Origin of the sequence: Streptomyces sp. ID05-39B (assembly GCF_033794725.1) — a bacterium.
Lineage (GTDB): Bacteria > Actinomycetota > Actinomycetes > Streptomycetales > Streptomycetaceae > Streptomyces > Streptomyces bobili.
The window spans coordinates 19,776-27,227 of sequence record NZ_JARGEF010000097.1 but is presented as its reverse complement, the minus strand read 5'-3'; the positions used below and the strand labels follow the sequence as shown (position 1 = coordinate 27,227).

The following is a 7,452-nucleotide window of genomic DNA, read 5'->3' as shown; positions in this document are numbered from 1 at the left end:
CCCCCGCACCCCCGGCCCCGGGTCGCCTGGCACACCCTGAATCCGGACGACGTACGCGAGCGGCTGGAACGCGAGGCGCCCCCGCGGCCGACCTCCGTGGAACGGGCGGCGGCCCGCGCCCGCACGGCCGCCGACACCGTCGTACGGCTTCGGGTGCTGGCCCCGGTGCGCTGGTCGGCGCAGCTCGCCCGAGCCGTGCGCGGCGAACTGGACGATCCGCTCACCCCCGTCCTGGCCGTCGGTTCGGCGGCGTCCGCGATCCTCGGCTCGGTCGTGGACGCGCTGCTCGTGGTCGGTGCCCTCGACCTGAACGCCCTGGTCGGCGGCTTCCAGCGGTTGCGGGCCGAACGTGCCCTGTCCGGGCTGGTCGCCGGGCAGAAGCAGAAGGCGCGGGTCGCCGACGAGCGGACCACGCATGTCGTCGACGCCGTCAAGCTCCACCCGGGCCACGTCATCGACCTCAAGACCGACGACGTCGTGCCCGGCGACGCCCGCCTGCTGTGGGAGGACGGTCTGGAGGTCGACGAGTCCGCGCTGACCGGCGAGTCCCTGCCCGTGGACAAGGCCGTGGACCCGACCCCGGACGCCCCCGTCGCGGAACGCCACTGCATGGTCTTCGAGGGGACGACGGTGGTCGCCGGACGCGCCCAGGCCGTCGTGGTCGACACCGGGGACCGCACCGAGGCCGCCCGCGCCGTCTCCCTCGCCGCGCGGGTCCCGCCGGCCGCGGGGGTGCAGGCCCGGCTCCAGGAACTCACCCGCAAGGCCATGCCGCTGACCATGGCGGGCGGCGCCGCGGTGACCGGCCTGGCACTGCTGCGGGGCACCCCGATCCGCCGGGCGGTGAGCGGCGGGGTCGCCGTCGCCGTGGCCGCCGTACCCGAGGGACTGCCCCTGGTCGCCACGGTCGCCCAGCTCGCCGCCGCCCGCCGGCTCAGCAGCCGCGGCCTCCTGGTGCGCACCCCGCGCACACTGGAGGCGCTGGGCCGCATGGACACCATCTGCTTCGACAAGACCGGCACGCTCACCGAGAACCGGCTGCGCCTGGTCCGGGTGGCCGGTCCCGACGGCACGGTGCACAGCCTCGACGACCCGGCCGCCGCCGGCACCCTGCGCGCGGCGGCCCGAGCCTGCCCCCGCCTCGACAGGGACGCGCACCGCCCGGTCCACGCCACCGACGAGGCCGTCCTGGACGCCGCGGGCCCGGACCCCGACTGGCGGCAGACCGAGGGCCTGCCCTTCGAGGCGGGCCGGGGCTACGCGGCGGCGGTCGGCCGCGCCGCCGACGGCTCACCGGTCCTGGTCGTCAAGGGTGCCCCCGAGACGGTCCTGCCGACCTGCTCCGGCCTGCCCTCGCACATCCCCGACAGGTCCAGGTCCCTCGCCGGGGACGGCCTGCGCGTCCTGGCGGTCGCCCAACGCCCGCTGGCAGAGGGCGAGGAGGCCACCGACGCCCTCGAAGCACCCCTGGCTGAACTGGAGTTCACCGGACTCGTGGCCCTCGCCGACGTGCCCCGCGAGACCTCACCGGCCCTGGTCCGCGGCCTGCGCGAGGCGGGCGTACGGCCCGTCGTGCTGACCGGCGACCACCCGCAGACCGCCCACGCCATCGCCGTCGAGCTCGGCTGGCCGGACGACGCGAGGGTGGTCACCGGCGACGAACTCGCCGCCGCCGACCGCTCGGTGCGCTCCCGCATGCTCCGTGACGCCGATGTCGTCGCCCGGGTCGCGCCCGAACAGAAACTCCAGGTCGTCGAGGCGCTCAGGGACGCCGGCCGGGTCGTCGGCATGGTCGGCGACGGTGCCAACGACGCCGCCGCGATCCGCGCGGCCGACATCGGCGTCGGCATCAGCGCCCGCGGCTCGGCCGCCGCCCGCAACGCCGCCGACCTCGTCGTCACCGGCGACGACCTGTCGGTGCTCATCGACGCCGTCCAGGAGGGCCGTTCCCTCTGGCACAGCGTCGCCGACGCCATCGCCATCCTCATCGGCGGCAACGCGGGCGAGGTCGGCTTCGGCATCCTCGGCACCCTCCTGTCGGGCTCGGCCCCCCTGTCCACCCGCCAGATGCTGCTGGTCAACCTGTTCACGGACCTGTTCCCGGCGATGGCGGTGGCCGTCACCCCCAAGGAGGCGGCCGACTCCCCGGACACCGACGCCCCACTCGGCACGGCGCTCCTCGGCGCCCCCCTGATCCGCCAGATCCGCCACCGGGCCCTCACCACCTGTCTCGGCGCCACGGCCGCCTGGCTCATCGGCCGCTTCACCCCCGGCACGACCCGCCGCTCGACCACGATGGCCCTGTGCGCGGTGGTGGGCACCCAACTGGCCCAGACCCTGGCCGACCGCCGGGACAGCCCCCTGGTCCGCCTCACGTCCCTGGGCTCGGCGGCGGCCCTGTTCGCCCTGGTGGAAACCCCGGGCGCCAGCCAGATGTTCGGCTGCACCCCACTGGGCCCTGTGGCGTGGGCAGGCGTCCTGGCGGCGATCGCCCTGGCCCTGGCGGGCCAGAAGGCGGTACCGCGGGTGGAGGAGGCCCTGCTCAAGCGCTGGCCGAACCTGGCCGACCGATGGGCGTGACGTGACCGCGGGTGAGGGCGCCCCGGCGGACGCCGAACCCGGCGGATGCCTCACGTCTCCCGGAGACGGGCGAGGCGCTCCCGTACGGCGTCGGCCTCCGGGTCCCGCAACGCGTCGAAGATCGCGGCGGCACGGCGCCAGACGTCTTCGGCCCTCCCGGTGTCACCCGTCGCCGCGAACGTCTCACCGAGCCGGACCAGGGTCTCCGCCTCGTGATAGCGGTCGGCCGAGGCCCGGAACAGCGTGACGGCCTCGTCGTAGCTGGCGACGGCGCGGTCGTAGCGGGCCAGATGGTGGTAGGCGAAGCCGAGACTGTCCAGAGTGGCGGCCTGGCCGTTGCGGTCACCGGCGCTCCGCTGCCGGTCTAGGGCCTGGGTGCAGTTCTCGATGGCCTGTTCGTAGTCGCCCTCGGCGGCGTGGAGCCAGCCGATCGCGTTCAGGGTGCGGGCCTCACCGTCCTGGTTGCCGGACAGCCGGTGCAGGCGCAGCGCCTCCTTGCCGTGGCCCAGCGCCTCCGCCAGTCGGCCGTCCATGTAGCAGACCTCGACGTAGTTGTGCAGGGTCTGGGCCTGCCCGGTGGTGTCGCCCAGGCGGGCGTACAGCTCAAGGGCGCGGCGGAGCTGGTCCTCCGCGGCATCGAGGTTCCCGAGCCGGGAGTTGGCCCTGGCCAGCAGGCGGCAGGCCATGGCCTGGCCCGCCTGATCGCCGGCCCTCGTGGCGGCGGCGAGTGCGGTCTCCTGGACCGTGAGCTGGTCCTGCCACAGGCCGTGGGGCGCCAGATAGGCGGTGAGTGCCCAGGCGAGCTGCCAGCAGTACGTCTCGAAGCCGTACTCCGCGGCCTGCGCCACCGTCCGCAGCAGCACCCGGTGTTCGGCGGCGAACCAGGCGAGGGCCGTGTCGGCGTCCCGTGCGTGCCCGCCGCTGTTGGACGGCAACGGCGGCACCGGCGTGACGGCCAGCCACTGCGGTTGCACGAGCACCGCCGCGGCGTGGGCGCGGTGCAGGCTGTGGTCGTAGAGCCGTTCGCGGGCCGCACTGCGCTCCGCGAACGGCTCCACGCCCCGGACGAGTTCGGCCGCGTACGTCCGCAGCAGATCGTGGAAGAGGTATCGCCCCGGTGCGTGCTCGGTCAGCAGGTGCAGCCGGGCCAGCTCCCGCAGCAGCGGCCGGACGGAGCGCTCCGGGGCCCCGGCCAGCGCCGCCGCCGCGTCAAGGGGCAGATCGGGGCCGGGATGCAGCGCGAGCAGCCGGAACAGGCGGGCCGCCCCCTCGGTGAGGGCGAGATACGACCAGGACAGGACCCGCCGGGCGTCGCCGTCCCCCAGGGCGTCCAACAGTGCACCGGCTGGCCGGAGTTCGGCCGCGAAGGTGTGCAGGGGGAAGGAAGGGTGGTCCGCCACCCGCGCGGCGACGACGGCGAGGGCGAGGGGCAGCCGCCCGGTCGTCGCCACGATCTCCGCCGCCGCCGCCGGTTCCACCTCGACCCGCGCGCCCAGGCGGCAGACCAGCAGGCCGATCGACTCCTGCTCGGTCAGCACGTCGAGGGTGAGCGACCGCGCCCCCTCGGTCGTCACCAGCCCGTGCAGCCGCTCCCGGCTCGTGACGACCACCACGCTGTCCCCGGCGCCGGGCAGCAGTGGCCGTACGTGTGCGGAGTCGCGTGCGTTGTCCAGGACGACGAGTACGCGGCGGGAGGCCAGCAGGCTGCGGAAGAGCCCCGTGCGGTCCTCCGCGCCGGGCGGTATCCGGGACTGCGGTACGCCCAGCGCCTCGATCAGTCCCTGGAGGGCGTCGGCGGCGGGCAGCGCGCCCTCCTCGTCGTACCCGCGCAGGTTCACATGGAGCTGCCCGTCGGGGAAGCGGGGGGCGACCCGGTGCGCCCAGTGCAGCACGAGAGCGGTCTTGCCGACGCCTGCCATTCCGGAGACGGCGATGATCACGGCGGTCTCCGGATGGCCGGCCTCCCGGTCGAGGGCGGATTCGAGCACCGCGAGCGAGGCATCGCGTCCGACGAAGTCGGCGGTGACGAGCGGGAGTTGCCGCGGTACGGCCGGGAGCGGAGCCGGCGTGGCCGGCGTCGGCAGCGGGCGTTGCCTGAGCATGTCCTCGTGCAGGCGGGTCAGTTCGGGTCCGGGATCGAGGCCGGTCTCCTGGACCAGCACCTCGCGCACCTGGCGGTACGCCTCCAGCGCGCCCGCCACGTCGCCGCCCCGGTACAGACCCAGCATCAGCCGGCCCCAGGCCCGCTGCCGCAGGGGATGGCGCTCGACGAGGCTCCGCATGCCGCGGACCGCCTCCGGAAAGCGGTCCTCCGCGAGCAGGGCCTCCGCGTAGTCCTCCTCGGCGTGGCACCGGCGCTCCTCCAGCCGACTCGCCCAGCGGGCCAGTGCGTCCGGCAGCGGCAGCCCTTCGAGGACGGTCCCCCGCCACAGCCCCAGCGCCTCGGCCAGTTCCTCGCATGCCCGTGCCGGATCGCCGAGCGTCAGGGCCCGGTGGCCGCGGGCGGCAGCCTGGTCGAAGAGGTCGACGTCGCGCCGGCCAGGCTCGACCCGGAGCAGATAGCCGCCCGGCGTGCGCGGCATCCCGTCCCAGGGGCCGCCGCCGCCCAGGGCGCTCCGCAGGCCGCGCACATACGTGCGCAGGTTCGCGGCGGCGGAGGCCGGGGGATCCTCGCCCCACAGCGCCTCCGCCAGGACGGCGGTCGGCACGGTCTCGGACGGGCGGCTGAGAAGGGCCGCCAGTAACAGGCGCTGTTTGGCCGAGCCCAGATCGACAGGGTCGCCGTCGCGGAAGACCTCCAGGGGACCGAGAAGAGCGAAACGCACGGATACCCCCCATGTCGCGAGAGCGAGGCCCGCAACGTCGAGCCGCCACCGGTCAGTTGTGCGCGCACTGTGCGCGGATTATGCGCTGGTCAGCCTAGTGTTCCGGATGTTGACCGAACAACCTTCTCTGTAAGGAGTACTTGATGCGTATGTCCCGCAGGGCGGTACAGGCCGTGGTGACCGCGGCGGCCATCGGCGGTTCCATGATCGTCTCGGCGGCGCCTGCGGCCGCCGCGACGACGGCCCCGAGCTGCATCAGTCGCCTGGTCACGGAGAGGACCGACGGTTTCGACGTCCTTCTCACCAACAGGTGCCGCTACGAACGTGCGGCGAAGATCGAGGTCTCGCTCGCCCCGGACAGTTCGTGCTACGTGATCCCGGCCGGCAGCAACGCCTTTTACATCTACAAGGGGATCTTCGGCAACTACTCGCGCACGGTCAACTGCTGACGGCCCGTCCGCAGGCCCGCCGTGTACGGGCCCGTCCGGATCCCCCGGCCGGGCCCCTGCCGTTCCCCTGTCAGCCGCCCGAGGCGCCCACCTGCTCACGCACCTCCGGCGCGGCCAGCCGTTCAGCCGTCCGCGCGGCGGTTTCCCGCGCCCACGCCCCGCTGGAGACCAGCCCCACCACCAGCACCACGGCCCCGCACCCCGTGAGGATCCACCAGCCGGGCACCGCCGCCGACACGAACGTCTCGCGGTACGACGACGCCCCGATGCCCGCCGCGAGCACCGCCCCGATCACCGCGACCCCGAGGGTCTGGCCGAGCTGCCGGCTGGTGGAGGCGACGGCGGCGGCGACCCCGGCCTGGGTGCGGGGCATGCCCGAGACGGCCGTGTTGGTGATGGGGGCGTTGACGAAGCCGAAGCCGATGCCGAACAGCACGTAGCCGAGGAACAGCGTGCTGTCGGACGTCTCCGCGTCGAAGGCGGCGAACAGGACCCCGCTCGCGGTCATGGCGAGCCCGGCGATGAACAGGGGCACCCGTGGCCCCCGGCTGCCGACGAGCCGCCCGGCCAGCGGGGCGCACAGGAAGGTGGGGAGGGCCATGGGCAGCATCCACAGGCCGGCGTGGAGGGCGTCGAGGCCACGGACGTTCTGCAGGTAGAGCGTGGACAGGAACAGGAATCCGCCGAGCGCGGCGAACGCGCTGACCGCGATCACGGTCGCCCCGCTGAACGGCGCCGACCGGAAGAACCGCAGGTCGATGAGGGGTTCTTCGCGGCGGGGTTCGTAGCGCAGGAGCCCGAGCAGGGCGGCCAGGGCGACCGCGGCGAAGGGCAGGCTGGTGCCGAGCCCGGCCTCGGGGGCCTCGATGATCGCGTACGTCAGGCTGCCGAACAGGGCGATGACCAGGAGCTGGCCGACCGGGTCGGGGCGGCGGGCCTTCGGGGCGCGGGATTCGGGGACGTACCGCAGGGTCAGCAGGAGGGCGGCGAGGCCGACGGGGAGGTTGACCCAGAAGATGGAGCGCCAGCCCACGGACTCCACCAGCAGGCCGCCGATCAGGGGCCCGGCGGCCATGGAGATGCCGACGACCCCGCCCCACACGCCGATCGCTCGGGCGCGCTCGCGCGGGTCGGTGAAGGTGTTGGTGATGATCGACATGGCGACCGGGTTGAGCATCGAACCGCCGACCGCCTGCACCATGCGGGCCACGACCAGCCATTCCAGGTCGGGGGCGAGGGAGCAGAGCAGGGAGCCGAACGAGAACACGACCAGGCCCGCCAGGAAGACCTTTCTGCGCCCGATCCGGTCGGCCGTGGACCCGGCGAGCATCAGCAGGGATGCGAGGACGAGGGTGTACGCGTCGATCGTCCACTGCAGGCCGGAGGTGCCGGCGTGCAGGTCGCGTTCCATGGCGGGCAGGGCGACGTTGAGGACGGTGTTGTCGAGGCTCACGATCAGCAGGCTCATGCAGCAGATCGCGAGGACGAGCAGACGGCGTCGCTGGCTCAGCTCTGGCATGCGGTCATGCTACGCCGATGTCGATAGTGCGGCTAACTAATGACCGTTACATGATCGTCGTCGATGCGCGACAATGGGC

General features: G+C 73.9%; 4 protein-coding genes. 2 read left to right on the top strand and 2 right to left on the bottom strand.

What is annotated here, in order from left to right; translation table 11 throughout:
- Window positions 1–2,580 (top strand): cation-translocating P-type ATPase (locus P1P75_RS21375; RefSeq protein ID WP_319257703.1); only part of this gene is annotated, 2,580 nt, incomplete at its 5' end.
- Window positions 2,581–2,630: 50 nt separating this feature from the next.
- On the opposite strand, the gene P1P75_RS21370 is transcribed toward P1P75_RS21375, so the two are convergent.
- Window positions 2,631–5,405 carry a BTAD domain-containing putative transcriptional regulator gene (locus tag P1P75_RS21370; RefSeq protein WP_319257701.1) on the bottom strand — a complete coding sequence of 925 codons (2,775 nt, stop codon included), beginning with the start codon at window positions 5,403–5,405 and terminating at the stop codon, window positions 2,631–2,633.
- 143 nt (window positions 5,406–5,548) lie between these two features.
- On the opposite strand from P1P75_RS21370, the gene P1P75_RS21365 reads away from it, so the two are divergent.
- Window positions 5,549–5,854, top strand: a complete 306-nt coding sequence (locus P1P75_RS21365) for a beta-Ig-H3/fasciclin (RefSeq protein ID WP_150470890.1) — start codon at window positions 5,549–5,551, stop codon at window positions 5,852–5,854.
- A gap of 70 nt (window positions 5,855–5,924) precedes the next feature.
- Here the strand turns inward: P1P75_RS21365 and P1P75_RS21360 are convergent, their stop codons facing one another.
- Window positions 5,925–7,373: an MFS transporter gene (locus tag P1P75_RS21360; RefSeq protein ID WP_319257699.1), complete on the bottom strand. Its 1,449-nt coding sequence runs from the start codon at window positions 7,371–7,373 to the stop codon at window positions 5,925–5,927.
- Window positions 7,374–7,452: the final 79 nt, after the last annotated feature.